Here is a 22947-nt window from a genome sequence, read left to right as displayed (position 1 = left end):
CCCGGTTGCTGGGCCTTCTCCTGCCCCTCCTGCTCATGGCAACGCCGGCCCTGGCCCTGGACACCTCAGCTGGAGTGGGACTGCAGGATCGTGCCCTGTTCCAGGAAAAGGTGGACTACACGCTCACCAACCAGAGCAACGGCGACTTCGAGGGGCAGAACCTGGCCAACACATCCTTCGCCGGAGCCGTGGGCCGCGGAGCGAACTTCCGGGGCGCCAACCTGCATGGCGCGATCCTCACCCAAGGGGCCTTTGCCGAAGCTGATTTCCAGGGAGCTGACCTCTCCGACGCCCTGATGGATCGCGCCGACTTCGTCGCCACCGATCTACGCAATGCCGTGCTGACGGGGATCATTGCGTCGGGCAGCAGCTTCAGCAACGCTCAGATCGAGGGGGCCGATTTCACGGATGCCCTGCTCGATCGTGATGATCAACGCCGCCTGTGCAGCGAGGCCGATGGCATCAACCCCAGCACCGGAGTTTCCACCTTCGACAGCTTGGGCTGCTGATCCTCAGGAGCGCTCCTCCCAACCTCGAAGCTTGCCGGGATTGAGCAGGCCCTCGGGATCAAAGCGCTGCTTGGCCGCCACCTGATCGGCATCGATGACGCCAAGGCCGCCGTCTTCCACGGTGATCACGTGGGGGTTGAACAACACGGCACCCGCGGCCCTGCAGTCGTCCATCAACCGGTTCAGCTGATCTGCCCCCTGCCAACGCACGAGCGGCAGAGCCGCCAGCCGAGGACAGCCCTGCTGACGCACAAGCTCGAGATGCCAGAGCAGGGCATCACCCCAGCGCTGCTTCAAGGCCGCCATCGCTGGGGCCTCCGGTTGCGGCAACAACATCTGCAGGTAGGTCCATCCCGGCTCTGAAGCCCGCACATGCAGGGTGGTGTGGTTCCAGCTCAGCTCGCGCAAGCCATTGCCCCCGGAGAGATCCTCAGGGCCGAGATCCCGCAGGATGGCGCCAGCTGACTGCGCCATCCGTTGCAGGCTGTTGAGCCCATCGGGGGCAACGAGCAACAGCAGCCGGTGTGCCGAGACGGCAGGACCACCCCAGCTGGGCATCCGGGGCAACAGCGGCTGTTCAAGCAGGCTCGCCAAATGGAGATCCAAGGCCGAGGCAGCGATCCGTTGCATCAGCTCAATCGCCTGCTCCCAGTGCTCGCAGTCCACGCTCACCTGGTGCCAGTTGACCGCTGGAGCTGTGGCCAGGCTGAGGGCCGTGATGATGCCGTTGGTGCCGTAGGCGTGATTCAAAGCCTCCGCATCCATCTCGCCGAGTTGATGGCGCCGGGCATCGGGGCGTAGCGGCACGATCTCCAACCCGAGCAGATGACCTGGATCCCGCAGGAAGCCCCAGCGCAGGGAACCGATTCCCCCAGAGCCCCCTGCCACAAAGCCGCCAATGGTGGCGCTGCGCCAGGTGCTGGGCATCAAGCGCAGCTGGCGTCCATGGCGGCGCAACTCTTGATCCAGATCGCGCATCACACAGCCCGGTTCCACGGTCACCACCCCGGTGATCGGATCAATCGAGCGGATCTGCCGCAGGGCCGTGGTGAGCATCACCACGCCACCCTGCAGAGGCACACACTGGCCGTAGTTCCCTGTCCCGGAGCCGCGCAGGGTTAAGGGAACCTGGTGCTCGGCGCAGGCCGAAGCCAGCCGTTCAACGGCATCCACCGTGCGCGGACGCGCCACCAACTCAGCACGGCAGGCCTCCAGCCGCGGCGTCAGCACGGGGGAGTACTCAAAGGCGTCACGGGAATGGCGCTGCAGCTCCCCCGGTTCATCCAACAACTCCAGTTCCGGATCAACGCTGAGGGCTTGCCGCAGGGCAATCAAGGCTTCGGCGCGACCCATGGCGTGGCGGAACACTGGTCAGGGTCTAGCGCCTGGCGACGACTGCCAGTGGCCGTCCACGAGAACCTGACGCTGCGGAGCACAACGGAACAGGTCCGACCATCCCTGGCCCTCCATGCTGATCAGATCGGCAGGAGCGCCGGCCCGCAGCACCCCATCCCATTCCAGTTGAAGAATGGCCGGCGGTGCCGTGGTGAAAGGGGCCAGGCCCAGACGCTGCCAGGGCAACAACTGAGTCAACGGAATCGACGCGGCCAGCAGGGCCAAAGGGTCGAAGTCACCTCCCGGGAACCAGGGGTCGGCCACGTTGTCACCCGCCACCGCCACAGGAACACCGGAACGTTGCAACTGACGGATCGGGGCCTGCGGACGCTGAAGGGGGGTGGCATCGTCCGCCCGTGCGAGCAACCAGGCATTGGTCAGGGGCAGGGCAATCACACTGAGCTGCGCTGCTGCCATGCGCTCTGCCAACCGCGCCAGACGTGACGCCGGCAGAAGGGAAAGACTGCTGGCATGGCTGCAGGTGACGGGAACCTGCACTGGCACGCGCTGCAGGGCCTTCAACAGCTGAACCATGCCCTGCGCCGCACCGTGATCCGCCTCATCGATGTGCAGATCGACGCCGCAGTTGTGGCGATCAGCCAGGCGCAACAACACCTCCAACTGCTCCGTGACCACGGCCGATCCACAAGGAGGTGTCAGAACACCACCAAGGCAGCCGCCACTGGCGGCCACACGACGCGCCAGAGCATCCGCTTCAGCTGAACACCAGAATTCCAAGGGCACCAGCGCCACCAGCTGCAAGTCGATGCGGCGGCGCCAGCGCTGCTGCAGGGTGAGCAAGGCATCCCAGCTGGGCTCAGCGCCAGGGCCACCACTGTCCACATGGCTGCGCATGGCCCGCAGCCCATGGGCGAATGCTCTCTCCATGGCGCGTTCTCCGCGTTGAAGCACGAAGGCCACGGTTCGGGAGCTGTGCTCCCGCAGGTTGGCCTCCAGGGCACCCCCGTAGCTGCCGCTGAGGTTGGGATGCTCCTGCCAGGTGTAGGCCTTGTCCAGATGGACATGGCAGTCGACCAAGCGCGGCAACACCATTAGAGACGGTGGCACGCGTTCGGCAGACAGGGGCTGGGGCTCCCGCAGACGCCCCTGCTCCCAGGCCAGGCGCACGGGCGTCAGCCCTTGCTTCTCAACCTCCGGCGAGGGCGTTGAAGGGGCGAAATCCAGCAGTCCCAGGGGCGCCCAGGCCTCAAGGATGCCACTCCCCGGCTTGGACTCAAGCGACGGGACGTCCATCACCGCTCAGCACCGTTGCTGGCATCGGTGCTGAGGACCACGAAACGACCGGCCACACCCAGGCTGAGCACTTCAAAACCAGGCAGGCGCAGACCGGGCAGCATCTCCTTTCTTTCCATCCGGGTGGAATACAGACTGGCCACCAAGAAGTTTCGACGGGTGGTGAACTGACCCGCCAACGCCGCCAGTGCATCCCGCTGGGAGGCAATCAGCTCAGGGCAATTGCGAATCCAGAGACGCAGCACCATCGGCAGGGTCGGCTCGTCGCACAGTTCCTTGGTGCCCAACCGGACCAGCTGATCACCGGCGTGAGCTTGATAGTCCTCCAATGACGGGTTGGACACCACCAGCGAGAGCACCCCGACCGCTGCAATCCCCCCCGCCAACATCGCCAGAGCAGACCGACCTTGCGGACGCGATGAAGGGGACACCAGGCAGGCTGCAGCTCGTGTTGGTAGATTCTCACGGACGCGGCGGGCGTCGCCAAGTGGTTAAGGCAGCGGCTTGTGGCGCCGCTATTCGGGGGTTCGAATCCCCTCGCTCGCCCTCTCAACAACTCAACAAAGCCCTGAGAAGCGGTTCTGCTCCCCAGCGGACCGGATCCGTGCAGGGCAGACACAGCATCTGGCGGATGCGCTCCACCTCGTCTCGAGCCTGAGCCTCATCAAGGCGGGCGGTGTTGAGGGCGACAGCGGCCACCTTGGCTGACTCAGCAGCCCCATCAGGCCGCGCCCAGCTCGCCAGGGATTCTGTGGTGGCCACCAAGGCCTCAAGGCTTGGAAGCGGGATCTGAGGCAGTCGATCGATGGTCTGCTGTGCTGCCCGATGCACGAGCAACAGGGCCGTCGGCTGCGTGCCCCGCAACAGGGGCAACGTGGCCGTGGAGGCCGGATGGCAGAGCGATCCCTGACCCTCCACCAGCACAAGACCCTGCTCCGGCAGAGCCGCCGCCGCGCGAAGCACCGCCGCCTCCACCGCACCGGCGGCGTAATCGACGCGCACAGCATCCAGGGCGACCCCTTCTCCGCTGATCAGAATTCCGGCCTGCCCTGTGCCCACAAAGCGCGCGGGGATCCCGGAGCGCTCGGCTGCCTCCAGGAGAGAGAGGCATGCGCTCATCTTGCCGACAGCCATATCGGTGCCAATCGCCAGAAGGCGCCGGCAGGGAAGATCTGCTGCGCGTGCCTGGCCAACGTTGAGGCCTTCCGGCTCCCGGCGCAGATCCCAGATCCAACGGTCGCGCCAGCAGGCGTCTGCCAGTTCGGGATCATCGGCCAGGCGGGTGTGGAGTCCGCTGGCGAGATGAAGGCCTGCGCGCAACGCCGCCAAGGCGTCGTGGCGAACAGGATCAGGCAGCCGCCCCCCCGAAGGAGCCAGGCCCACCACAGCAACCTCAGGCTCGTAGGGCAGAGCAGCAGACAAGTCCGCCACCACCGGCACATCACGCTCGATGCCGGTGACGCTTTGCAGAGACTGGCCCGCATGGTCGGGATCGATCACCGCGACGATCGGTCCAGCACGGTGTCGGAGCATGGCCAGACCGGTCTTGCCGGTGAGGCTGGCCAAACCACCGTGTTGGAGCAGCACCAACCGCATCTCCCGAAATCCCGACGGCGCTTGAGTCCCGCTCATCACGCTGTAGTGCCTCCTGCCTGGCGGATCCCCAATCCAGCCATCGCCGAAGGCCGCAGACGATCGTCCTGCAACTCAAGGCCAACAAAGGGGTCATCCACCAAGTTGAGATGGCTGTCGAGATCCGGCCAACGAATCAGAGGCAAGATCTGGGCCGCTGCACCGTTCAACAACGAACTGTCGGAGTAGCAACCCACCATCAGGTCCAGCCCCTTCTTCTGCGCCACTTGGGCCATTAGCAAGGCCTGACTGAGCCCCCCGGTCTTGAGCAGCTTGAGATTCACGCCATCCACCACTGGGGCCAGGCGCAGCAGATCCTCCAGATCCCAGCAACTTTCATCCGCCACCAAGGCCATCGGACAGTGCGGGTGCAGCGCCGCGAATCCCGCTGTGTCCTGCGTGGGATCCAGGTCTGGAGCCAGAGGCTGCTCCAGCAGCACCACCTGGTGTGCGGCCAGGGGCTCCAGCATTTGCCTGGCCTGATTCACGGTCCATCCGCCATTGGCATCCACCTGCAGTTCGATGGCCACACCCTGCCGCTGGGATCGATCCGTGATGGCCTGAGCCGCCGCCCCCAACAGGCTGAGGTCGTGGTCCAAGCCGTCGGGGCTGCCCAGCTTGAGCTTCACCCGCGTCGCCGGCAGCTGCGTCCACCAGCGTTCGAGACGATCCAACACGGCATCCACTGAAGCCAGTCCCAGGGTGACGCTGGTGGCCACACCCTCGGCTGGGTCCAATCCCCAGAGCCGCCACAGCGGATGGCCGAGCCGTTGCCCATGCCAGTCCCACAAGGCCAGGTCGATGGCACAACGGGCCGGGGGACTCAGGGATGCAAGCAGGGGCTCAAACCGTTGCGGACGGTGGGGATCCAGAGCTTCCAGTTGCGGCAAAAGCCCCAGCAGTTCCTGTTCCACAGCCTCAAGGGCAAAGGCTCGGTGGCCGGTCTCAAATCCCCCGGTCTCGCCGCGGCCCACCAGCCCATCACGTTCCAAGCTGAGCTCCAACCGCACCACGGCAGCTGTGGTGCCCCTGCTGATCGTGAGGGGCACGGCCTTGGTGAGCGAAAACCGTGTGAGGGCCCAGCCCATCGCCATCCGGCTGTCAATCTCCAAACTGACACAACACCGCTGTGACTCACACTGAGAAGGCTTGAGCCAGAGATTTGGTCGCCTCCGCCCCCCTCGCCACTGACGCCACCGCCAACCCCCAGCGCGGCAGCTACTGGATCACCACGTTCGGCTGCCAGATGAACAAGGCGGACTCCGAACGGATGGCGGGAATCCTGGAGGCCATGGGCTATCGGGAGGCGTCAGCCGAACTGGATGCCGATCTGGTGCTCTACAACACCTGCACCATCCGGGACAACGCCGAGCAGAAGGTTTACAGCTACCTCGGCAGACAGGCCCAGAGGAAACGCAGCAACCCCAATCTCACCCTGGTGGTGGCGGGCTGCGTTGCTCAGCAGGAGGGCGAGTCCCTGCTCCGGCGGGTACCGGAGCTGGATCTGGTGATGGGACCGCAACACGCCAATCGGCTTGAAACCCTTCTGCTGCAGGTGGACAGCGGTCAGCAGGTGGTCGCCACCGAAGACCACCACATCCTTGAAGACATCACCACGGCCCGCCGGGACAGCAGCATCTGTGGCTGGGTGAACGTGATCTACGGCTGCAACGAACGTTGCACCTACTGCGTGGTGCCCTCCGTGCGCGGCAAGGAACAATCACGGCTGCCCCAGGCGATCAAGCTGGAAATGGAGGGTCTTGCCGCCCAGGGCTACAAGGAGATCACTCTGCTCGGACAGAACATTGATGCCTACGGCCGCGATCTGCCGGGCATCACGCCGGAGGGTCGCCGCCAACACACCCTCACGGATCTGCTCCATCACGTCCACGACGTGGAGGGCATTGAACGGATCCGTTTTGCCACCAGCCATCCGCGCTACTTCACCGGGCGGCTGATCGATGCCTGTGCCGACCTGCCCAAGCTCTGCGAACACTTCCACATTCCGTTTCAGAGCGGGGACAACGACGTGTTGCAGGCCATGGCCCGGGGCTACACCGTTGAGCGCTACCGACGGATCATCGACCGCATCCGTGAGCGCATGCCCGATGCCTCCCTCAGTGCCGATGTGATCGTTGCCTTCCCTGGCGAAACCGATGCGCAGTACCGCCGCACCCTCGATCTGATCGAAGAGATCGGTTTCGATCAGGTGAACACAGCGGCCTATTCACCCCGGCCCAATACCCCTGCAGCCCATTGGGACAACCAGCTGCCGGAGGAGGTGAAGGTGGAACGCCTGCGCGAAATCAATGCCCTGGTGGAACGCTGCGCCCGCAAGGCCAATGCCCGCTACGAGGGGCGCACGGAAGAAGTGCTGGCGGAGGGCATCAACCCCAAGGACCCATCGCAGTTGATGGGGCGAACCCGCACCAATCGCCTGACCTTCTTCAGCTCCACCGGAGCGGATGGTCATGCCTACAAAGCGGGCGATCTCGTGCCGGTGCGCATCGATGCGGTGCGCTCCTTTTCACTCAGCGGCAGCCCCCTGCCCCACTGAGCACAACGCTGATACCTTTGGCGCTCCCACCGCTCAGGGGTCGCCGCATTCATGCCTTCCAGTCCCATCACGGTCGGGCTCGTCTTTGGAGGCCGCTCTGGAGAGCACGACGTGTCGATCCGATCTGCGGCGACCGTCGTCCGAGGCCTGCGCAGCGGGCAGAACCGAGAGCGATACACAGTGCAGCCGATCTACATCGACCGTGATGGTCGCTGGTGGGGAACGGATCTGTCCGAGGCAACCCTGGCCTCCGAAACCGCACCGGAGCTCAACCCACCTCTGCCCCCATCAGGATTCCAGGGGTTCCCGGAGGGATGTGATGCGGTCGACCTCTGGTACCCGGTGCTGCATGGTCCCAATGGAGAGGACGGCACCATTCAGGGGTTGTTCCAGCTGACCGGCAAACCGTTCGTTGGTGCCGGCGTGCTCGGCTCAGCCGTCAGCATGGACAAGCAGGCGATGAAATCTGCTTTCGCCAGCGCCGGGCTGTCCCTGGTGCCCTATGAGGCCCTTCACGCGTCCGAACTCGAGAACGCGGTCAGCCGATCGGCCCTCATGGATCGGATTGAACGCGAACTGAACTACCCCTGCTTTGTGAAGCCCGCCAATCTCGGCTCCTCGGTGGGCATCAGCAAGGTGCGTTCCCGCCAAGAACTGGAAGCAGGCCTCAATCAGGCTGCAGCGCTCGATCCAAGGCTGGTGGTGGAGCAGGGCGTCAACGCCCGAGAGGTGGAATGCGCCGTCCTGGGGGGACGCATGCTCGAAGCGTCGGTGATCGGTGAGGTTCGTTTTGATGCGGACTGGTACGACTACGAGACGAAATACACCGCAGGGCGCAGCACCACGTTGATTCCCGCTCCACTACCCGATGAAGTGGCTGACCGCATCCGCGCCCAGGCCCTGCAGGCCTGCGCTGCCGTGGGCGTCAACGGCATGGGTCGGGTGGATTTCTTCTACGACGACGCCAACGATCAGCTCTGGATCAACGAAATCAACACCCTGCCTGGTTTCACGGCCCAGAGCATGTTCCCAATGCTCTGGGCGGCCAGCGGCGTAACACTCGAACAGTTGGTGCACAAACTGATCCAAACCGCAGGAGAATGAACGCAGCGTCCTTCGCCTAACCCATGAGCCACGGACTGCTCTGGTTTCCTCTGCTGCTGGCCTTCGTGCTGCTGGCTTCGCTCGGATGGCTGGAACGGCGGCGCCAAAACCTGTTTCGCACCTGGGCCGAAGGCTCCGAACTCGCCAAGCTCGATGGTTGTGGTGGTGCCCGTCTGAAAGACGGAGAACTGCACTGGAGCAGCTTCGAGGCGGGAAGTTTTCAGGATCAGGGCTCGTTTGACGTCTGCAAACTCGAGCTTGTGGAGCTGATGTCGCTGGCGTCCGGCGATGCGCCCCTCACCGACGAATCCCAGGGGCGTTGTCGGCTGCGCCTAATCGGGAAAGATCTGCAGATGGATGTGCCCTTCTCTGATGCCGACCGCGCGCGCAGCTGGGGTGAGCAGCTGATGGCAAAGGCCCGATGCGACCTGTGAGCCGGGTCTCGACCAACAACAAATCCTCCCAAAGGCCGGTTTCCGCGCAGGTGGCCCGGCGCCGGGACTTGCGCCGACAGCGCCGCCAGACCCTGTTGCTTCAGCTCTGGCGCTTTGTGGCCTTGCTGCTGCTCAGTGGCGGATTCAGCTGGATCTTGCTGCGCCATGGCTGGACGCTGCGGAGCCCTGAGGCTGTCATCCTGACCGGCGGTGCCGCCCTTGAGACCAATCAGGTGATCGAGGCGGCCAAGCTGCGCTTTCCCTCACCCCTGCTGGAGGTCAGTCCGAGGGAGCTGGAACAACAGCTGGTCGGGGTCTTACCGGTTCACAGCGCTCACGTGCAGCGCCGGATGTTCCCCGCTCGCCTCGTCATCAGCCTGAAGCCGGAGATTCCCATCGCACGCGCTGAGCGTCGGGGACCCGCTGGACGGGAACGGGGTCTGCTCAACGCCGCAGGTGAATGGATTCCCCTGAGCGACGCCGTAGCAGATCCGCTCACGGAGATCATGGTGCGCGGCTGGAATGGCCCGCAACGCGGTCAGGTCGCTGCGCTGCTGCAACAACGGAATCGCTTCGCCGGGATGTTGAAAGCCATCGTGCTCGATCCCGACGGGAACATCAGTCTGATCACCACCGAGCTGGGCCGGATTGATCTCGGTGGCGAACCGGCCCTCTTAAACACCCAGATCGAAACGATCCTCCATCTGAACCGGACGTTGCCAAAGCACCTGCGCGGGGCCCATCACAGCAGCCTTGATCTCAGCAATCCGGACCGCCCGGAACTGCAACTGCCGGCGCCCCCCGCCCCCAAGCAGCCCAAAACTGAACCCTGAAACCTTCGGGTGGAAAATCTGGAGACCACAACCTCAGCTCCTGGTTTGTGATCTGTTGAAGCCGAGACAAGGCTTCAGGGACATAATGCAACGCAACCACACGGTTCTGCCTCGACGATGGAGATGGTGAGCGGCTCAGGGTCTTTCACGGCAGCTGGTATCCAGCCCAGCCAGTCCGCCCGCATCGAGGTCATCGGCGTTGGGGGTGGCGGCAGCAATGCCGTCAACCGCATGATCCTCAGCGACCTTGAGGGGGTTGGATACCGCGTTCTCAACACCGATGCCCAGGCCCTGATCCAGTCGCAGGCCCAGCAACGGCTGCAGTTGGGGCAGACCCTGACCCGCGGACTGGGTGCCGGCGGCAACCCCACCATCGGCCAGAAGGCAGCCGAAGAATCCCGCACGGATCTTCACGATGCACTGCAGGGCTCCGATCTGGTGTTCATTGCCGCTGGCATGGGCGGTGGAACGGGAACTGGTGCAGCACCAGTGGTGGCCGAAGTCGCCCGTGAGGTCGGTGCTCTCACTGTGGGCATCGTGACCAAGCCGTTCAGCTTCGAGGGCCGTCGTCGCATGCGTCAGGCCGACGAAGGCATCGCTCGGTTGGCGGAACACGTGGACACCCTGATTGTGATCCCCAACGACCGCCTGCGTGATGCCATCGGCGGAGCTCCCCTTCAGGAAGCCTTCCGGAGTGCGGACGATGTCCTGCGAATGGGCGTCAAAGGCATCAGCGACATCATCACCTGCCCGGGCCTGGTGAACGTTGACTTTGCTGACGTTCGCTCCGTGATGACCGAAGCAGGCACAGCACTGCTGGGCATCGGCATCGGTTCCGGTCGCTCAAGAGCCGTGGAAGCAGCCCAAGCCGCGATTGCAAGCCCGCTGCTGGAAACCGAGCGCATCGATGGCGCCAAGGGCTGTGTGATCAACATCAGCGGTGGTAAGGACATGACCCTGGAGGACATGACCACTGCTTCCGAGGTGATTTACGACGTTGTCGATCCCGAAGCCAACATCATCGTGGGCGCTGTGGTGGATGAGGCCCTCGAAGGGGAGATCCACGTGACGGTGATCGCTACAGGCTTCGAGAACAAGCAGCCGTACCGCAGCGAGCGCAGCCGCTCCGTGCCCGGAATGCTGAATCGTGGGGAGCCCGAAGAGAACGGCGCCCGCATTCCTGAGTTCCTGCGTCGCCGTCAGCAACAGGACAACGGCAGCCTGTGAGATCCCTGTCAGACCCCACGGTCTGACAGCTCACTTGAATGTGGTGACCCGGAACCCACGCCTGCTCTGAGCATCCCGTGTGGCTGCTCCCTTCCGGTCCTGACCAGATTTGGGCGTCAGAGCCGCATGGGCCCGAATCGGCCGAATGCTAGCAATGAGCCCCCGAGGGGTTCTGAAGCTGCATGCGTCCTTCTGATCTGACCCGCTTCAAGAAGAAGGGCCAACCCATCGCCATGCTCACCGCTTGGGACAGCCTCTCTGCAGCTCTGGCCGAGGCCGCCGGTGCAGACGTGCTGCTGATCGGTGATTCACTGGCGATGGTGGCGCTGGGCCATGCCACAACACTCCCGGTGAGCCTGGACCAGATGCTCCATCACACCCAGGCAGTCGCCCGGGGATTGACGGCCATGCCGGCCGATCAGCCCCTGCTGGTCTGTGACCTGCCCTTTCTCAGCTACCAGTGCGGCGAAGACCGCGCCGTGGCTGCCGCAGGGCGTTTGTTGAAGGAGTCCAGCGCAGCGGCGGTGAAATTGGAGGGGGCGGAACCCGAGGTTGTCGCCGTAATCGACCGTCTTGTGCGCATGGGCATTCCCGTGATGGGGCATCTGGGCCTCACCCCCCAGGCCGTGCATCGCCTGGGGTACAGGCGCCAGGCCACGGACGCCATCAGCCAGGAACGCCTGGTTGATCAGGCGCGCACCCTCGAGCAGAAGGGCTGCTTCTCCCTGGTGCTGGAACATGTTCCTGCCGAGCTGGCGTGCCGGGTGCAGCAGGCGCTGACCATCCCGGTGATCGGCATCGGGGCAGGTGACGGCTGCGACGGCCAGGTGCGCGTCACCGCAGACCTGCTGGGACTCACCGCCAAACAACCTCCCTTCAGCCCAGCGCTGGTGGATGGCCGCCACCTGTTCATCGACGCGTTGAAGGGTTGGGTCCAGCAGACCCGGAACAACACTCTTCCCACCACAGAATCACCTCAATTAGCACCTGATTGCTGAGGGCCATGCCCTCAGGGTCGGTGAGGCACCAACGGCCTGCCCGCTGCTGCAGCCATCCACGCTCAACGAACGGTTGCCAGCGACGCACAAGGGCATCGGCATCAAGACCTTGAAGGGTCACCCCTTCCCGGCGCCGCAGACCCACCAGCAATTGATCATCCAGGGGGAGTCCAGCCACGGCGACTGATTCCTCAGGAGGATGATCCAGCCATTCCGCGTAGGCGGCGCGGGTGCGGGGTCGCGCCAAACGCACCCCCCAGGGTGCTGATGTCGCTCCCATGCCAAAGCCCCACCAACCGGCACCGCTCCAGTACACCCGGTTGTGACGGGAGGCATGGCCCGGACGGGCGTGGTTGGAAATCTCGTAGCGGCTGAGTCCAGCAGCCGCCAGCCGTTGCGTGGTCCGCTCCATCAAGGCAACGGCTAGGTCGTCCTCCGGCAGCTGCAACAGGCCAAGCGTTCGTTGGCGATCAAACACCGTGCCTGGCTCCACCGAGAGGTCGTAAATCGAGAGATGGGGAGCCTGACTGGCAATGGCCTGATCCAACTGCGCATCCCACCCGACCAGGGTCTGGCCCGGGAGGTTCTGGATGAGATCGAGACTCCAGGACCGAAGCGCGCCATCGCGCCAGGCCTGAACCAGCCAGTCGATCGCCGCATGGAGGTCGCTCTGGCGATGCCGACGCCCCAGCTGCTCGAGCACCGCATCATCAAAGCTCTGCCCCCCCAGGCTGATGCGGTTCACGCCATGGGCCAAAACGGAGGCCAACTGCGCGGCATCAAAGGTGGCCGGATCCATTTCCAGGGTGATTTCCGCACCGGGTTGCAACCCGAACTTCTCCGCCAGCGCATCCAGCAATCCACCGATCTGATCCGGGCACAACAGCGATGGCGTTCCCCCGCCGACATACACCGTGGACAAGGGAGGACCCCCTGGGGCAGAGGCGATTTCCCGATGCAGCAGGCTCAGGTATTCACGGATCGAGCGACTGCCAGGCCCATCCTCGGCGCGGGCCTGATCCCCCAGGGGAACCACGGCGAAATCGCAGTAGTAACAGCGCCGGTGGCAGAAGGGAATGTGGAGGTAGGCGCTGCGGGGCGGGATGGGATAAGGCATGCTTCTGGCATCCGGATCGAGCTGCCACGACCTGAACCCATGGTGGATCCGCTCATCCTGCTTCTGTTTGTTGTTTCCGGTGCGGCTGCCGGGTGGATGGGGATTCACTTGCTGCCCGACGGCCTGGTGAGTGCAACCACCAATGCTGAACAGTTGCGTCTCCAGCTCAGCGGAGCTGGCGGTGGCATTGGCTTGATCGCAGGCCTGGTGTTCAAAAAGCTGCGGGTGCGCCTGATGCAACAGGTGCGCACCATGCCCACCGATCTGCTGGTTAGCCGGGCTGTCGGCCTGATCCTGGGGTTGCTGGTGGCCAACCTGCTGCTGCTGCCTGTTCTGCTGCTTCCGTTCTCCGGAGGAATTGTTCTGCTCAAACCCCTTCTGGCGGTGGTGAGCAATGTCTTTTTTGGAATTCTCGGAAGCAACCTGGCTGAAGTTCACGGCCGCACGCTGCTGCGCCTGTTCAATCCCGCGAGCACGGAGGCGCTGCTGGTGGCTGATGGGGTGCTGACCCCCGCCACGGCCAAGATCCTGGACACCAGCGTGATCATCGATGGCCGGATCCGCGGCATGCTCGCCTGCGGATTGCTGGAAGGGCAGGTGATCGTTGCCGAATCGGTGATCGATGAGATGCAGCAGCTGTCGGATTCCACCAACATCGAAAAGCGGGCCAAGGGCCGACGTGGCCTGAAGCTTCTGAAGGATCTGCGGGAAACCTACGGGCGGCGGTTGGTGATCAACAGCACCCGTTACGACGGCAAGGGAACGGACGACCGATTGCTGCAGTTGGCATCCGACACTGGCGGCACGCTGGTGACCGCAGACTTCAACCTGGCGCAGGTGGCCCAGGTCAAAGACCTGAAGGTGATGAACCTGAGTGAGCTGGTGATCGCGTTGCGGCCTGAAGTGCAACCCGGCGACGAGCTCAAACTCAAGATCGTGCGAGAGGGCAAGGAGGACAGCCAGGGTGTCGGCTACCTCGATGACGGAACGATGGTGGTGGTCAACGAGGCGAAATCGCTGATCGGCCAACGCAAACCTGTGGTGGTGACCGGTGCCCTGCAAACCCCAACCGGCCGCATGGTGTTTGCGCGGTTGGACGAGAACGATGCATCAACCGACACCAAGACTTCAACCAAATCGAAAAGTCAGGGAAAACCGGCCAAAACCAGCAACCGCAAGCCCGCTGACCCCGGCTAGGCTCGCCCCACCGCGATGGTGGAGATGACAACTTCGGCCCCGTACTACGGCGACAGCGCCGTGATGCGCACACCACCTCCAGACCTTCCCTCACTCCTGCTCAAGGAGCGGATCGTCTACCTGGGTTTGCCCCTGTTCTCTGACGACGACGCCAAACGTCAGATGGGCATCGATGTGACTGAGCTGATCATTGCTCAGCTGCTTTATCTGGAGTTCGACAACCCAGAGAAGCCTATTTACTTCTACATCAACTCCACTGGCACCAGCTGGTACTCGGGTGATGCGATCGGTTTCGAAACCGAAGCCTTCGCCATCTGCGACACCCTCCGCTATGTGAAGCCTCCGGTGCACACCATCTGCATCGGCCAGGCCATGGGCACCGCGGCAGTGATTCTTTCGGCAGGGACCAAAGGTCAACGGGCCGCACTGCCTCACTCCTCCATCGTTCTGCACCAGCCCCGCAGCGGCGCCCGCGGCCAGGCCACGGACATCCAGATCCGGGCCAAGGAAGTGCTGCACAACAAGCAGGCGATGCTCGAGATCCTCTCCACCAACACAGGTCGTTCTGTGGAGGAGCTGAGCAAGGACTCCGACCGGATGAGTTACCTCACCCCGCAACAAGCCGTTGAGTACGGACTGATCGACCGCGTGCTTAGCAGCCGCAAGGACCTGCCTGGCAATCCCCCCGTCTGACCGACGGCATCAGACCCAACCCTCCTGCCCTTCCTTCATCAACGTTCTGAACCATGCCGATCGGTACCCCCAGCGTTCCCTACCGCCTGCCCGGCAGCCAGATGGAGCGCTGGGTCGACATCTACACCCGTCTCGGGGTGGAGCGGATCCTCTTCCTTGGCTCTGAGGTCAATGACAGCATCGCCAACAGCCTGGTGGCCCAGATGCTCTATCTGGACTCGGAAGACAGCAGCAAGCCGATCTACCTATACATCAACTCCCCCGGCGGCTCCGTCACGGCTGGACTGGCGATCTACGACACCATCCAGTACGTCAAGAGCGAGGTGGTGACCATCTGCGTTGGCCTTGCTGCATCCATGGGTGCCTTCCTTCTCGCGGCTGGCACCAAAGGCAAGCGGGTCGCCCTGCCCCACAGCCGGATCATGATTCACCAGCCCCTTGGCGGCACCAGCCGTCGCCAGGCCAGTGACATCGAGATCGAAGCACGGGAGATCCTGCGGATGAAGGAGATGCTCAACCGCTCCCTGGCCGACATGAGTGGCCAGAGCTTCGAGAAGATCGAGAAGGACACCGACCGGGACTACTTCCTCAGCGCCGAAGAAGCCAAGGAATACGGCCTGATCGACCGCGTCATCTCCCATCCGAACGAGGCCTGAACCGAACGGGGCAGGCCGCTGCGTAAGCTCGTCCACTGCAGTGTTCCGCAAGCCCGCCCCGGATGGCCCAGCTCTTTTACGACTCCGACGCCGATCTCGGTCTGCTGAACGGCAAGACCGTGGCCATCATTGGTTATGGCTCCCAGGGTCATGCCCACGCTCTGAACCTGAAGGATTCAGGCGTGAACGTGGTGGTGGGCCTCTATGACGGCAGCCGCTCCGCCGAGAAAGCCAAGGCGGACGGCCTTGAGGTGCTGAGCGTGGCCGATGCCTCAGCCAAGGCCGACTGGATCATGGTCTTGCTGCCCGACGAATTCCAGAAGGACGTCTACGAGAAGGAAATCGCACCCCACCTGAGTGCAGGCAAGGTGCTCAGCTTCGCCCACGGCTTCAACATCCGTTTCGAGCTGATCAAGCCTCCCGCCGATGTGGATGTGGTGATGATCGCCCCGAAGGGCCCTGGCCACACCGTGCGTTGGGAGTACCAGAACGGCCAGGGCGTGCCCGCCTTGTTCGCCATCGAACAGGACGCCTCCGGCAACGCCCGCGGCATGGCGATGGCCTATGCCAAGGGAATCGGTGGCACCCGTGCCGGCATTCTGGAGACCAACTTCAAGGAAGAGACCGAAACCGACCTGTTCGGTGAGCAGGCTGTGCTGTGTGGCGGTCTGTCTGAACTCGTGAAGGCTGGTTTCGAAACCCTGGTGGAAGCGGGCTACCAGCCCGAACTGGCTTACTTCGAGTGCCTGCACGAGGTGAAGCTGATCGTGGATCTGATGGTGAAGGGAGGACTGACCTCCATGCGCGATTCGATCTCCAACACCGCGGAGTACGGCGACTACGTCAGCGGTCCCCGTCTGATCACCGCCGACACCAAGGCCGAGATGAAGCGCGTTCTGGCAGACATCCAGGACGGCACCTTCGCCAGGAACTTCGTGGCCGAATGCGAAGCCGGCAAGCCAGAGATGAAGAAGGTGCGCGACCGTGATTCCCAGCATCCGATCGAGAAAGTGGGCAAAGGCCTGCGCTCGATGTTCAGCTGGCTGAAGGACGCCTGATCCAGCGCAAGCGCTGAACAGCAGGTGGCATCAAACACCATCACTCAGCTCACCCCCCGCTCTGTTGCCCTAACGGCGCAGAGCGGGGATTTTTGTTGGTTTCTGGCCACGCCCCTCCCATGAGCTCAGAAGCGATGGGAGGCCTGCTGGTGATTGGGGCAGCACTGCTGGATCAGTTGATCGGTGACCCGCGCCGGTGGCTCCACCCCGTGGTGGTGATGGGATGGAGCATTCAGCAGTTGCGCCATTGGATCGAGCCATGGGCGGGGGACCATCCGATCAAGCTGCGGATCGGGGGAGGCCTGATCAGCCTGATCGTGGTGCTTGGCAGCGTTCTGACGGGCTGGTGCCTGGAGCGGCTGCTATGGCTTCCCTCCCCATGGGGATGGCTCAGCATTCCAGTACTGACCCTGAGCCTCGCCAGCGCCCTGGCGGCTCGCAGCCTCAAGGACAGTGTGCTCGCCGTGGTGGATGCACTGCCCTCAGCAGCGGAGGGGGATCTCGAACCAGCCCGCCGGAACTTGAGCTGGATCGTTGGACGCGACGTTCAGAGTCTGGATCGCACGGGACTGCTCAGGGCCGCAGCTGAAACAGCCTCAGAAAATGCTGTGGATGGCGTGTTCGCACCACTGTTCTGGATGGGGATCGGTTCCCTGCTGTGGATGGTCTTGCCCTCTGGCCCTGGTCCGCTGGCGCTGGCCTGGGGCTTCAAGGCCAGCAGCACGCTGGATTCCATGCTCGGGTACCGCAGCGGCAGGCTGCGCTGGTTGGGGACAGCCGGCGCTCGCCTCGATGATCTGCTCACCTGGCTGCCCTGCCGTCTGGTCATGCTGACGCTGCCCCTGGTCTGCCCACCCTGGAGACAATGGGCGCAACGGGTGCAGGCGGCAGAGCGGGATGGCTCTGCGGATCCATCCCCCAATGCAGGTCGTTCAGAAGCGATCTACGCCCACTGCATCGGCATCCAACTTGGGGGCGAGAACAGGTATGGAGAGCGCTTGGTGCAGAAACCTGTGCTTGGGACCGACCAACCAAAGGCAAACGAGCTTTCGGTCAGAGCTGTTCTGAAGGCATCAAGCCGACTGGAGATCGTCTGGCTCAGTGGTCTTGGGATCATCCAATGGACCATGAGCCGCTGAACACAAGTCAGTAAGCACCGCGATCCATCGGCAGGAGCAACACACCAAATGTGCGCAGGATGATGGCAAAGTCCAGGCCGAACGAACGACCACGGGCATAGGCCAGATCAAGCTTGACCCTTTTCTTGTAACTCAAGTTATTTCTGCCACTCACTTGCCAAAGGCCGGTCAACCCAGGGCGGACTGAGGCAACTTCATCCATGTAAGGGCCATAACGAACGAGTTCTTTCTCGACGATTGGGCGTGGACCGACCACGCTCATTTCCCCACGAAGAACATTCAAGAACTGTGGCAGCTCATCAAGACTCGAGCGGCGCAGGAAACGACCCAGGGGAGTGATTCGGGGATCACGTTTCAATTTGAAGTCGCGCTCGAACTCAGCACGCAGCGAGGAATCTGCCTCCAGAACACGCGCAAGAACGGCATCCGCATCGGCCCGCATGGTGCGGAACTTGATACATCCAAAACGCTGGTAGTTCCGGCCCACCCGACGCTGAACGTAAAACACAGGCCCCGGTGAACTGAGCTTCACCAATCCCGCCAGAAGCAGCAACAACGGAGAACCGATGCTGAGTACGGCGAGAGAAAAAACAATGTCTCCGCTGCGCTTAAAGACTCGGCCCCAACGGTTCTGATGGCGAATCAGCGTGCCGGTCGACAGATCCGATGGCGGAGCTGAAATCAGCGCAAGGTGAGGCTTGTACTTGCCACGGCGAGCTGCACGCCCTGCGGACTGAATCAAGGATGGCCGGGAGGCCGAGGTCAAAGGCTCAACTTGGGACTCACCACACTCAACGTCACAGGTGCAGCCCTGACATCTCCGTAGGGTCACTCGCTGCAACGGCACAGCCCCGCTGATGGTCGCTCCAGGCTGCTCGCAGAGCCGATTCAAAACGCGCCGCAAAGGCTTCCGGCCTGAAGCGCTCGGCCCACGCACGAATGGCCTCTGCATCCAGAGAACGCCAAATGCGTTCTTGTTCAAACCACTCCACGGCCTGCACCAACGACTCGACACTTTGTTCAGGGAACAGCACCCCAGTGGGCTCAGGAATCCCTGCAGCCGCACAGCGCACCGTGTCCAACAAACCACCCCGCCCCAACCCAATCACCGGAGCTCCGGACGCCATTGCTTCCACCGGAGCAATGCCGAAGTCCTCCAGGCCGGCGTAGACAAATGCCCGACAACGGGCCATGAGCTCTTCCACCTGCTGCTGGGACTGACGGCCGAGCAAGGTGACCGTGGGACCAGCCAGAGCTTCCAATCGCGCCTTCTCCGGACCATCACCCACCACAAGCAGGGGGAGACCCAAGCGGTTGAAAGCTTCCACCACAAGATCCACCCGCTTGTAGGGAACCAAACGGCACAGGCAGAGGTAGACGTCGTCTCGATCGGCATTCCAGCGAAAGCGCTCCACCTCCACTGGGGGATGGATCACGCTGGCCTCCTGCCCCCAGTACTTGCGGATTCGACGCGCCGTGAAACGGGAGTTGGCAATGAGGTGATCGACCCGCTGAGCACTGAGTTGGTCCCATTGCCGCAGAGCATGCAACTGCCAGCGAATCAAAGGACCCAAACCACGCCGAGCCAGCGCCGAACGCTGCAGGTAAGCGTGCATCTGGTCCCAGGCGTACCGCACGGGTGTGTGTACATAACTGATGTGCAGCTGGTCCGGAGCCGTCAGCACACCCTTGGCGACCAGATGGCTGCTGCTGATCACCAGCTCAGCTGCGCCGAGATCGATCTGTTCGATGGCAAAGGGCAGCAGCGGCAGGTACTGCTGAACATGGCTGCGCCCCCACGGCAGGCACTGAATCGGGCTGGTGAGGACGTTTCGTCCATGCAACCAACTGCCCGGCCGTCGAGATTCGGCATCGATCAGGGCCGCCATCTGCGGCTCGCAGCCGAGGCTGCGCAGCAGGGAATCAAGCTCTTGAACAACCTGCTCTGCCCCACCGACAGAACGAGGCGAGAACCACTCATGAACCAGAGCGATGCGCTGCGGGAGGTGATCCGAAGCCGAGGACATCCCTCTGGATTAAGCGAACGCTACGAAGTCTCTCAGCTCATTGCAGGAGCAGGCCAAGATCACGATGCTGGTGCTCATGTCCAGCACGAACATCACCATCAACATCCTCCTGGAGGAGGCGTTGAATGAACCGGACATCGGCACAACGAGCCGATTCCGTTGGCATGCCACAGCGGTGGGGATAGCGGCACTCTGGATTGACAGCGCTCCGCCATCAACACCGCCTTTTGAGGACGCACTCAAAGAAGGCCTCAATGTGGGGCTCGACCTAAGCCGAGAGGAACGAGAATTTCATCAAGTGGAACAGGGACTGGTGCTTTTGTTCCACTCCTGAGCAGTTCAAAATAAGCACCGAAAGAACCTGGAGAGAAACCCTGCTGTAGCGCTCGAAAAGATACGCACAGGGATTGAACTCCTCCGGCATGCAAGATTGCCTCGGGCGACGCGACAAGCGACGAAATGAGGGGGAGCAACAAGGGCCGTCGGGCTCGCCACGTGATTGTGATCGCGGGCGCATCTGGCTCCGGCAAGACGGAGCTGAAAAAACTGAGCCGGACACCTCTCGATGCATTCACCTTGAGCGTCCTCAACCATCTGGGCTGTGATCCGAATCAACGCCTGAAACGCTCCACAGTTGAACGAATGCAGCGGCTCATGGATCCAGCCAATTACAAAAAACGGAAAACTCGAAAGCTGCAACACTGCCTGCTGCTTCACATCGATCTAACGAGCATCAACCACAACAACAATTTGAAGCTGTTGCGGGAGATCTCGAAACGAACCAAACGGATCGATGTAATCACCCTTTACACCTCACCGAAAGAATGGCGACAACGCATCTTTGATCGGCTCCACACGGAGAATGAACCATCAATGAAAGCAGCGCTGATTGCTCTTTCAGCAAAAGTTAGCAACAGGATTTCTGATTTTCTATATCACAGGGAATACAGAAATTGGCTCGCAGAAGCTACAAACTACAAAATGCGAAGTTGCTGTCTGATCAATACATTCAACGAATCTTTCCTGCAGTCAATACCCAACTAACAAAAGCTCGATACAGATACTGAGCTCAGATTGTCCTAGCGGTCAGCATTGGTTGATTCAAAAACGGAGAGGGTGGGATTCGAACCCACGAGGGTGTTACCCCTACACGATTTCGAGTCGTGCGCGATCAACCGGACTCTGCCACCTCTCCACACGCCCTCAGGCGTCCCCGCAGTTTAAAGGCCGACGACCCGGGAACCCGCTCCATGCTCCAGAAGCCAGCGACGCTGTGGTTTGGAAGGTTTGAAGCCCAGCCATATTCCGGTAAAAACCTGCTGGGGAGCTGATCGCTGCTGATCCTGCAGTGTCCACAAGGCCTGAGGGCTAGGAAACAACTGCCAGCGCTGACGCCCCACCCGCATCACCAGTGCTCCAGAGCGCTGCTGCAGGCGTTGCACCGACAAGCCAGTGCTCCGCAACACCTGCCCAATGGCGATGGGAGACCGACCTTGCTGGGGAGCCTCAACGCGGTGGGCCAGCGCTTGCCAGCAGGCCAGCACGTCTGTGGCCACAGGATCCAAAAGCAGCACCCAGTCCAGACGGGCGTGGCCGTGCACAGCGGCGAGCTTCTTGGCCATCCGGCAACTGCGCGCATCGCCATGGGTGCTCACCAGAGCGGCACGCCCACGATGGCGAGCCAGCAACCAGTGACGATCAAACCGCTCCACCGTCACCAAACCATCGCCCAACTGCACGAGGCCGTGGACGAGCATGGCGGTTGCCAGGGGGATCAACGACCAGCAGCGGCGACAGGGCCCTGCCCCCAGCAACCAAGGCAGCAAGCCCAGCACCAGCAGGGCAATCACCCACATCTGGGGACGTCCGGTGAGCAGTTGAGCCCCAGGCCAGTGGCTGATCCAGCTGGCCATGGTGATCACCAGGCCCGCCAACTGATGAACAGGCCACAGCAGCAGGGGCAGCACAGCCGTAGGCCCCACGAGAACCAACAGTGCCGAGAGCATGGCCAGCAGAGTGAGCGGCGCCAGCAGCGGGGCAACAAGAAGATTCGCAACCAGGGCGTACAACGGCATGGCACCGAAATGGAGCAACTGCAGCGGCAGCGTCCAGAGCAAGGCCGCCACAGGGATGGACAACGCTGCTGCCAGGCCCTGGCAGCGATCCGGCAACCACGCTTGAACAGCCTTCTCGAGGCGAGGAGCCGTAAGGATCAGCCCAGCTGTGGCCGCCGCACTGAGTTGAAAACCAATCGATAAAGCCCAGGCCGGGCACAACAGCAACATGCCGCTGAGCGTCAACAACAACACACCGACGGGACGGCTGTGATGACCTGCCTCACGAATCAGCAAGGCCATCGCAGCCATCAGCACCGCCCGCACCACCGATGGCTGGGCTCCGGCAAGGCAGAGAAACAGCAGCAGCGCCGTGGCCGCCAGGGGAAGCCGCAGGCCAGGAGGCCAGCGGCGGGCCAGCATCAGCACACTGCCGAGCAGTACGGAGAGGTGAAAACCCGATGCCGCCAGGGCATGGGACAAGCCGGCCATGCGGAACGCCGCTCGGATGTCTTCCGGGAGCTGCACCTGGGCGCTGCCCAGCACCAGAGCAGCCAGGAAACCGCCCCGCCCCGGCCCCACGGCCTGTTGCAGCCGTTGAGCAACATCGCGCCGCAGATCAGCCAACGGCGTCCATGGACGCTGCAGCACTTCGATGCTCTCGACACGCAGCTGACTCCAACTGCCTTGGCGGGCTAGACGTTCTGCCGATCCCGGCAACAGCGGGTGTACCGCTGGCAGCGGACGCCTCAACACCCCCGTGGCCTGGACACGCCAGCCCTGGAGCAGGGGTGCAGGGCACTCAGGCAACTGCAGCTCGGTTCGCCCGTCGACCCGACGAGCATCGATCCGATACAGCTCCAACAGACCGGAACACCCCGAGGGAAAACGGCGCACATCGGCAAGCAAGCGCCCGCTGATCGCCACGGCCGCCGGTGGCGTCTGGATCAGGCGAGATGGATCGGATCGGCTCGGCGTCGGCGCCCCCCACAACACCCCTCGAAGCACAAGGAGCGCCAGGAGACAGAGGGCAATGGCATCAGCAGAACGACGTCGACGCAGA

The 22947-nt window shown here is 62.9% G+C and carries 23 protein-coding genes, 2 tRNA genes and 1 other RNA gene; 15 read left to right on the top strand and 11 right to left on the bottom strand.

Annotated elements, in window-relative coordinates:
• Positions 1-35 precede the first annotated feature (35 nt).
• Positions 36-509 (top strand): pentapeptide repeat-containing protein, encoded by a 474-nt coding sequence (locus NCN05_RS07665; protein WP_244273148.1) that lies wholly within the window; start codon positions 36-38, stop codon positions 507-509.
• A gap of 3 nt (positions 510-512) precedes the next feature.
• On the opposite strand, the gene NCN05_RS07660 is transcribed toward NCN05_RS07665, so the two are convergent.
• Genes NCN05_RS07660 through NCN05_RS07650 form a run of 3 tightly spaced genes read right to left on the bottom strand, consistent with a single transcriptional unit; the run spans position 513 to position 3547 of the window.
• Positions 513-1862, bottom strand: a complete 1350-nt coding sequence (locus NCN05_RS07660; RefSeq protein WP_250397622.1) for an FAD-binding oxidoreductase — start codon at positions 1860-1862, stop codon at positions 513-515.
• 18 nt (positions 1863-1880) lie between these two features.
• Complete coding sequence (locus NCN05_RS07655; protein ID WP_250397621.1) at positions 1881-3158, bottom strand: amidohydrolase family protein; 1278 nt, start codon at positions 3156-3158, stop codon at positions 1881-1883.
• Positions 3158-3547 (bottom strand): DUF4359 domain-containing protein, encoded by a 390-nt coding sequence (locus tag NCN05_RS07650; RefSeq protein WP_250397633.1) that lies wholly within the window; start codon positions 3545-3547, stop codon positions 3158-3160. Before NCN05_RS07650 ends, NCN05_RS07655 begins: the two co-directional genes overlap by 1 nt.
• An 84-nt stretch (positions 3548-3631) precedes the next feature.
• Between NCN05_RS07650 and NCN05_RS07645 the strand changes: the two genes are divergently transcribed.
• Positions 3632-3704: transfer RNA gene (locus tag NCN05_RS07645), tRNA-His, on the top strand.
• Positions 3705-3707: 3 nt separating this feature from the next.
• On the opposite strand, the gene NCN05_RS07640 is transcribed toward NCN05_RS07645, so the two are convergent.
• Positions 3708-4790, bottom strand: coding sequence for an N-acetyltransferase DgcN family protein (locus tag NCN05_RS07640; RefSeq protein WP_250397620.1), 1083 nt, complete (start codon positions 4788-4790; stop codon positions 3708-3710).
• The gene (locus NCN05_RS07635) at positions 4790-5878 is read right to left on the bottom strand and encodes a mandelate racemase/muconate lactonizing enzyme family protein (RefSeq protein WP_250397632.1); all 1089 of its coding nucleotides are present in this window, start codon (positions 5876-5878) and stop codon (positions 4790-4792) included. Before NCN05_RS07635 ends, NCN05_RS07640 begins: the two co-directional genes overlap by 1 nt.
• A 74-nt stretch (positions 5879-5952) precedes the next feature.
• Here NCN05_RS07635 and miaB point away from each other — a divergent pair, with 74 nt between their 5' ends.
• The 5 genes from miaB (at position 5953) to ftsZ (ending at position 10945) form a co-directional block, all read left to right on the top strand.
• The gene (gene miaB / locus NCN05_RS07630) at positions 5953-7347 is read left to right on the top strand and encodes a tRNA (N6-isopentenyl adenosine(37)-C2)-methylthiotransferase MiaB (protein ID WP_250397619.1); all 1395 of its coding nucleotides are present in this window, start codon (positions 5953-5955) and stop codon (positions 7345-7347) included.
• 51 nt (positions 7348-7398) lie between these two features.
• A complete protein-coding gene (locus tag NCN05_RS07625) occupies positions 7399-8451 on the top strand; it encodes a D-alanine--D-alanine ligase family protein (protein ID WP_250397618.1) in 1053 nt (350 codons plus the stop codon).
• A gap of 23 nt (positions 8452-8474) precedes the next feature.
• The gene (locus NCN05_RS07620; protein ID WP_250397617.1) at positions 8475-8885 is read left to right on the top strand and encodes a hypothetical protein; all 411 of its coding nucleotides are present in this window, start codon (positions 8475-8477) and stop codon (positions 8883-8885) included.
• Positions 8873-9718, top strand: a complete 846-nt coding sequence (locus NCN05_RS07615) for a cell division protein FtsQ/DivIB (protein ID WP_250397616.1) — start codon at positions 8873-8875, stop codon at positions 9716-9718. The genes NCN05_RS07620 and NCN05_RS07615 overlap by 13 nt, the downstream gene beginning before the upstream one ends.
• A 117-nt stretch (positions 9719-9835) precedes the next feature.
• Positions 9836-10945, top strand: coding sequence for a cell division protein FtsZ (ftsZ, locus tag NCN05_RS07610; RefSeq protein WP_115008739.1), 1110 nt, complete (start codon positions 9836-9838; stop codon positions 10943-10945).
• Between the two features lie 42 nt (positions 10946-10987).
• On the opposite strand, the gene ffs is transcribed toward ftsZ, so the two are convergent.
• Positions 10988-11084: signal recognition particle sRNA small type (ffs, locus tag NCN05_RS07605), an RNA gene on the bottom strand.
• A 43-nt stretch (positions 11085-11127) separates the two neighbouring features.
• On the opposite strand from ffs, the gene panB reads away from it, so the two are divergent.
• Positions 11128-11943 carry a 3-methyl-2-oxobutanoate hydroxymethyltransferase gene (gene panB / locus NCN05_RS07600; protein WP_250397615.1) on the top strand — a complete coding sequence of 272 codons (816 nt, stop codon included), beginning with the start codon at positions 11128-11130 and terminating at the stop codon, positions 11941-11943.
• Here the strand turns inward: panB and hemW are convergent.
• Positions 11855-13060: a radical SAM family heme chaperone HemW gene (gene hemW, locus NCN05_RS07595; RefSeq protein ID WP_250397614.1), complete on the bottom strand. Its 1206-nt coding sequence runs from the start codon at positions 13058-13060 to the stop codon at positions 11855-11857. The genes panB and hemW overlap by 89 nt on opposite strands.
• 39 nt (positions 13061-13099) lie before the next feature.
• On the opposite strand from hemW, the gene NCN05_RS07590 reads away from it, so the two are divergent.
• The 5 genes from NCN05_RS07590 to cbiB all read left to right on the top strand — a co-directional run bounded on the left by NCN05_RS07590 (position 13100) and on the right by cbiB (position 17803).
• Positions 13100-14257 (top strand): PIN/TRAM domain-containing protein, encoded by a 1158-nt coding sequence (locus NCN05_RS07590; RefSeq protein WP_250397613.1) that lies wholly within the window; start codon positions 13100-13102, stop codon positions 14255-14257.
• A 24-nt stretch (positions 14258-14281) separates the two neighbouring features.
• Positions 14282-14950 (top strand): ATP-dependent Clp protease proteolytic subunit, encoded by a 669-nt coding sequence (locus tag NCN05_RS07585; protein ID WP_114988632.1) that lies wholly within the window; start codon positions 14282-14284, stop codon positions 14948-14950.
• 53 nt (positions 14951-15003) lie between these two features.
• A complete protein-coding gene (locus NCN05_RS07580; RefSeq protein WP_226425644.1) occupies positions 15004-15606 on the top strand; it encodes an ATP-dependent Clp protease proteolytic subunit in 603 nt (200 codons plus the stop codon).
• A gap of 62 nt (positions 15607-15668) precedes the next feature.
• Complete coding sequence (gene ilvC, locus NCN05_RS07575) at positions 15669-16664, top strand: ketol-acid reductoisomerase (protein ID WP_114988451.1); 996 nt, start codon at positions 15669-15671, stop codon at positions 16662-16664.
• Between the two features lie 119 nt (positions 16665-16783).
• Positions 16784-17803: an adenosylcobinamide-phosphate synthase CbiB gene (gene cbiB, locus NCN05_RS07570; protein WP_250397612.1), complete on the top strand. Its 1020-nt coding sequence runs from the start codon at positions 16784-16786 to the stop codon at positions 17801-17803.
• 7 nt (positions 17804-17810) lie between these two features.
• Here the strand turns inward: cbiB and NCN05_RS07565 are convergent, their stop codons facing one another.
• Entirely contained in the window at positions 17811-18569 is a 759-nt protein-coding gene (locus NCN05_RS07565) for an undecaprenyl-phosphate galactose phosphotransferase family protein (RefSeq protein ID WP_250397611.1), read from the bottom strand.
• A 31-nt stretch (positions 18570-18600) separates the two neighbouring features.
• On the bottom strand, positions 18601-19830 hold the full coding sequence (locus tag NCN05_RS07560) for a glycosyltransferase (protein WP_250397610.1): 1230 nt from the start codon (positions 19828-19830) through the stop codon (positions 18601-18603).
• A 64-nt stretch (positions 19831-19894) separates the two neighbouring features.
• Between NCN05_RS07560 and NCN05_RS07555 the strand changes: the two genes are divergently transcribed.
• Both NCN05_RS07555 and NCN05_RS07550 read left to right on the top strand, forming a co-directional pair.
• A complete protein-coding gene (locus tag NCN05_RS07555; protein WP_502988808.1) occupies positions 19895-20164 on the top strand; it encodes a DUF8674 family protein in 270 nt (89 codons plus the stop codon).
• Between the two features lie 161 nt (positions 20165-20325).
• Positions 20326-20874, top strand: a complete 549-nt coding sequence (locus tag NCN05_RS07550) for a DEAD/DEAH box helicase family protein (RefSeq protein WP_250397608.1) — start codon at positions 20326-20328, stop codon at positions 20872-20874.
• 64 nt (positions 20875-20938) lie between these two features.
• On the opposite strand, the gene NCN05_RS07545 is transcribed toward NCN05_RS07550, so the two are convergent.
• Positions 20939-21025: transfer RNA gene (locus NCN05_RS07545), tRNA-Ser, on the bottom strand.
• A 25-nt stretch (positions 21026-21050) separates the two neighbouring features.
• Positions 21051-22946 carry a ComEC/Rec2 family competence protein gene (locus tag NCN05_RS07540; protein ID WP_284500443.1) on the bottom strand — a complete coding sequence of 632 codons (1896 nt, stop codon included), beginning with the start codon at positions 22944-22946 and terminating at the stop codon, positions 21051-21053.
• Position 22947 lies beyond the last annotated feature (1 nt).

Source organism: Synechococcus sp. MU1651, from assembly GCF_023630635.1.
In the GTDB taxonomy this organism is placed as follows: Bacteria; Cyanobacteriota; Cyanobacteriia; order PCC-6307; family Cyanobiaceae; genus Parasynechococcus.
This window is presented reverse-complemented; position numbering and strand designations above follow the sequence as displayed.

What these genes read in the sequence shown, in the direction of transcription:
- NCN05_RS07580 (WP_226425644.1), top strand. Translation starts at nt 15,004, where the DNA reads ATGCCGATCGGTACCCCCAGCGTTCCCTACCGCCTGCCCGGCAGCCAG.
- NCN05_RS07555 (WP_502988808.1), top strand. Translation starts at nt 19,895, where the DNA reads ATGCTGGTGCTCATGTCCAGCACGAACATCACCATCAACATCCTCCTG.
- NCN05_RS07635 (WP_250397632.1), bottom strand. Translation starts at nt 5,878, where the DNA reads ATGGGCTGGGCCCTCACACGGTTTTCGCTCACCAAGGCCGTGCCCCTC.
- hemW (WP_250397614.1), bottom strand. Translation starts at nt 13,060, where the DNA reads ATGCCTTATCCCATCCCGCCCCGCAGCGCCTACCTCCACATTCCCTTC.
- cbiB (WP_250397612.1), top strand. Translation starts at nt 16,784, where the DNA reads ATGAGCTCAGAAGCGATGGGAGGCCTGCTGGTGATTGGGGCAGCACTG.
- NCN05_RS07585 (WP_114988632.1), top strand. Translation starts at nt 14,282, where the DNA reads ATGACAACTTCGGCCCCGTACTACGGCGACAGCGCCGTGATGCGCACA.
- NCN05_RS07560 (WP_250397610.1), bottom strand. Translation starts at nt 19,830, where the DNA reads ATGTCCTCGGCTTCGGATCACCTCCCGCAGCGCATCGCTCTGGTTCAT.
- NCN05_RS07590 (WP_250397613.1), top strand. Translation starts at nt 13,100, where the DNA reads ATGGTGGATCCGCTCATCCTGCTTCTGTTTGTTGTTTCCGGTGCGGCT.
- NCN05_RS07620 (WP_250397617.1), top strand. Translation starts at nt 8,475, where the DNA reads ATGAGCCACGGACTGCTCTGGTTTCCTCTGCTGCTGGCCTTCGTGCTG.
- NCN05_RS07665 (WP_244273148.1), top strand. Translation starts at nt 36, where the DNA reads ATGGCAACGCCGGCCCTGGCCCTGGACACCTCAGCTGGAGTGGGACTG.
- panB (WP_250397615.1), top strand. Translation starts at nt 11,128, where the DNA reads ATGCGTCCTTCTGATCTGACCCGCTTCAAGAAGAAGGGCCAACCCATC.
- NCN05_RS07640 (WP_250397620.1), bottom strand. Translation starts at nt 4,790, where the DNA reads ATGAGCGGGACTCAAGCGCCGTCGGGATTTCGGGAGATGCGGTTGGTG.
- NCN05_RS07615 (WP_250397616.1), top strand. Translation starts at nt 8,873, where the DNA reads ATGCGACCTGTGAGCCGGGTCTCGACCAACAACAAATCCTCCCAAAGG.
- ftsZ (WP_115008739.1), top strand. Translation starts at nt 9,836, where the DNA reads ATGGAGATGGTGAGCGGCTCAGGGTCTTTCACGGCAGCTGGTATCCAG.
- NCN05_RS07655 (WP_250397621.1), bottom strand. Translation starts at nt 3,158, where the DNA reads ATGGACGTCCCGTCGCTTGAGTCCAAGCCGGGGAGTGGCATCCTTGAG.
- NCN05_RS07660 (WP_250397622.1), bottom strand. Translation starts at nt 1,862, where the DNA reads ATGGGTCGCGCCGAAGCCTTGATTGCCCTGCGGCAAGCCCTCAGCGTT.
- ilvC (WP_114988451.1), top strand. Translation starts at nt 15,669, where the DNA reads ATGGCCCAGCTCTTTTACGACTCCGACGCCGATCTCGGTCTGCTGAAC.
- NCN05_RS07650 (WP_250397633.1), bottom strand. Translation starts at nt 3,547, where the DNA reads ATGTTGGCGGGGGGGATTGCAGCGGTCGGGGTGCTCTCGCTGGTGGTG.
- NCN05_RS07625 (WP_250397618.1), top strand. Translation starts at nt 7,399, where the DNA reads ATGCCTTCCAGTCCCATCACGGTCGGGCTCGTCTTTGGAGGCCGCTCT.